1 protein-coding gene is annotated in these 3,810 nt (G+C 70.2%); it reads left to right on the top strand.

Features of this window, described 5'->3' with window-relative positions:
- A partial coding sequence (locus ACFW2E_RS43070) for a GH92 family glycosyl hydrolase (RefSeq protein ID WP_384476514.1) occupies positions 1–3,291 on the top strand: 3,291 nt, incomplete at its 5' end.
- Between the last annotated feature and the right edge of the window lie 519 nt (positions 3,292–3,810).

Here is a 3,810-nt window from a genome sequence, read left to right on the forward strand (position 1 = left end):
AGCGTCGAGATGCTGGCAGCGGACACCGTCGAGCCCATCACCTCGGCCGGCCACGCCCAGTTGGGCATCGCCGTGCTCCTGGGCATCGCCGTCATCGTTCTGCTCATCACCAAGTTCAAGCTGCACGCCTTCCTGTCGCTGACCATCGGGTCACTGGCGCGCGGGGCGGGAGCCCGCGGCCCCCCCCCCCAAGTCCAACACCCCCTGCCCCCCCGGGGCGGGGGCCCCCGCGCCGGCTTCACCGGCACTCATGCCCTGCGGTATGCCGGACGGCACACGGCGGGCGGCCGGGCGTACTCGTACAACAAGGTCTTCGACGTGAACGTGAAGGTCGGCCGCGACACCGGATTGTCGTACCGGATCTTTCCCTCCATGGCCGACGGCGACCGCGACTACGACGCCACGAACGTCTCCGTCGACCTCGCGTTCACGGACGGCACGTACCTCAGCGGCCTGGGCGCGACCGACCAGCACGGCTTCGCGCTGTCGCCGCACGGACAGGGCGCGTCGAAGGCGCTGTACGTCAACCAGTGGAACAACGTGGTCTCGCGGATCGGCTCGGTCGCCGCGGGCAGGACGGTCGACCGGATCCTGGTGGCGTACGACTCCCCCACCGGACCGGCCGAGTTCCGCGGCTGGATAGACGACGTGGCGATCAGGCCCGTAATCCAGCAGAAGCCCAACGCCCATCTGTCCGACTACGCGCTCACCACCCGCGGCACCAACTCCAGCGGCAGCTTCTCGCGCGGCAACGACTTCCCGGCCACCGCCCTGCCGCACGGCTTCAACTTCTGGACGCCGGTGACCAACGCGTCCTCACTGAGCTGGCTGTACGAGTACGCGCGTGCGAACAACGACGCGAACCTGCCGACGATCCAGGCATTCAGCGCGAGCCACGAGCCCAGCCCCTGGATGGGCGACCGGCAGACCTTCCAGCTGATGCCTTCCGCCGCCTCCGGCACCCCGGACACCGGGCGCACGGCACGGGCGCTGGCCTTCCGGCACGAGAACGAGACGGCCCGGCCGTACTACTACGGCGTCCGCTTCGAGAACGGCCTGAAGGCGGAGATGACCCCGACCGACCACGCGGCGGCCCTCCGGTTCACCTACCCCGGCGACGACGCGAGCGTGGTCTTCGACAACGTCACCGAGCAGGCGGGCCTCACCCTCGACAAGGACCACGGGATCGTCACCGGCTACTCCGACGTGAAGTCCGGCCTGTCCACGGGCGCGACCCGGCTCTTCGTGTACGGGGAGTTCGACAAGCCGGCGACGGACGCCGGCTCCAGCGGCGTCAAGGGCTACCTGCGCTTCGCCGCGGGCGCGGACCGCACCGTCACGCTGCGCCTGGCGACCTCGCTGATCGGCGTCGACCAGGCGAAGGACAATCTGCGCCAGGAGATCCCCGACGGCACCTCCTTCGACACGGTGAAGGAACGCGCCCAGCGCACCTGGGACCGGCTGCTCGGCAAGGTCGAGGTCGAGGGCGCGACCCCGGACCAGCTGACGACCCTGTACTCCTCGATGTACCGGCTGTACCTGTACCCGAACTCCGGCTTCGAGAAGGCCGGCGGCAAGGACCGGTACGCCTCGCCGTTCTCCCCCATGCCCGGCCCGGACACCCCGACGCACACCGGCGCGAAGGTCGTGGACGGCAAGGTGTACGTGAACAACGGCTTCTGGGACACCTACCGGACGACCTGGCCCGCGTACTCGCTGCTGACGCCCGGCCAGGCGGGCGAGATGGTCGACGGCTTCGTGCAGCAGTACAAGGACGGCGGCTGGACCTCCCGCTGGTCCTCACCCGGCTACGCCGACCTGATGACCGGCACCTCCTCGGACGTCGCGTTCGCGGACGCGTACGTCAAGGGCGTCCACTTCGACGCCGAGGCGGCCTACGACGCGGCCCTGAAGAACGCAACCGTCGTACCCCCCTCCTCCGGCGTCGGCCGCAAGGGCATGAGCACCTCGCCCTTCCTCGGCTACACCAGCACGGACACGCACGAGGGCCTGTCGTGGGCGATGGAGGGCTACGTCAACGACTACGGCATCGCGAAGATGGGCGAGGCGCTCTACGAGAAGACCAAGGAGAAGCACTACCAGGAGGAGTCCCGGTACTTCCTCAACCGCGCCCAGAACTACGTCGACCTGTTCGACTCCAAGGCCGGCTTCTTCCAGGGCAGGGACGCCAAGGGTGACTGGCGCGTCGACTCGGCCAAGTACGACCCGCGCGTGTGGGGCTACGACTACACCGAGACCAACGGCTGGGGCTACGCCTTCACCGCCCCGCAGGACAGCCGCGGACTCGCCAACCTCTACGGCGGCCGGGCAGCCCTGGCCGACAAGCTCGACGAGTACTTCTCCACCCCGGAGACCGCCTCCCCCGACTACGTCGGCTCCTACGGCGGCGTCATCCACGAGATGACCGAGGCCCGGGACGTGCGGATGGGCATGTACGGCCACTCCAACCAGGTCGCGCACCACGTGATCTACATGTACGACGCGGCCGCCCAGCCCTGGAAGGCACAGCAGAACGTCCGCGAGGCGCTCTCCCGCCTCTACACCGGCAGCGAGATCGGCCAGGGCTACCACGGCGACGAGGACAACGGCGAGCAGTCGGCCTGGTACCTCTTCTCCTCCCTCGGCTTCTACCCGCTGGTCATGGGCAGCGGCGAGTACGCCATCGGGTCCCCGCTGTTCAAGAAGGCCACCGTCCACCTGGAGAACGGCCGGGACCTGGTCATCAGGGCGCCGGGGAACAGCGCGAAGAACGTGTACGTGCAGGGTCTGACCGTCAACGGCCGCCCCTGGACGTCGACCTCGCTGCCCCACTCGCTGCTCGCCGAGGGCGGGGTGCTGGACTTCCGGATGGGCCCGAAGCCCTCGGCCTGGGGTTCGGGCAGAAACGCGGCCCCGGTCTCCATCACCCAGGACGGCAAGATCCCCACTCCGCGCTCGGACGTGCTGAAGGGTGAGGGCGCCCTGTTCGACAACACGTCCGCGACGGAGGCGACGGTCACCTCCGTGGACCTGCCGGTCACCGGCACCACCAGGCCCGTCCAGTACACCCTGACGTCGTCCGCCGACCGCGCGAAGGCCCCGGCCGGCTGGACCCTCCAGGGCTCCACGGACGGCACGACCTGGCGGACCCTGGACCACCGCTCCGGGCAGTCGTTCGCCTGGGACAGGCAGACCCGGGCGTTCACGATCGCCGCGCCGGGCTCGTACGCGAAGTACCGGCTGGTCCTGGACTCCGAGTCGACGCTGGCGGAGGTGGAGCTGCTGGGCTGACACAGCCCGCCGTGAGACAGTCGGCCCATGCAGCGGACACGGGAAGCCCCACCGGCTCCTCGCTGCATGGGCCGCTGCCGTCCGCGGGCTGGACGAGGGCTACGGGTGGTGCGCGCCGGAGTTCGACCACGGCATCCGGTGCCGCAGCCGGCCGGCGGAGCTCAGGCCGCCACTGCCCGCCGAGCTCCGCACCGCCCGGCAGCCCGGAACTCGACCGGACCGACGACCGCTTCCGCGCCGCCGCCGTCCCGTGGCCCGGCTGGGAGGAGAGACCGGACTTCGGATGGTGGCACCGGCGTGTGCCGCGGCTGCCGGAGGCCGAGCCCGCGGAGGTGCTCGACAGCGGCCGGCCCTTGGCCGGGAGATGATGCCGTTCCCCCGGCCCGGTGAGGTCCGGGTCGTCGTGCTGTGCGAAGAGGCCGCCCCCCGGGGGCCCCGGGGGGGGCCCGGCGGCTTTAAACAAAAACCAACCCCCCCAAACACTGAAACACACGGTGTTGCGGTGGTGGGCTGAGTCTC

It is taken from the genome of Streptomyces sp. NPDC058964 (assembly GCF_042741275.1).
Classification (GTDB): domain Bacteria; phylum Actinomycetota; class Actinomycetes; order Streptomycetales; family Streptomycetaceae; genus Streptomyces.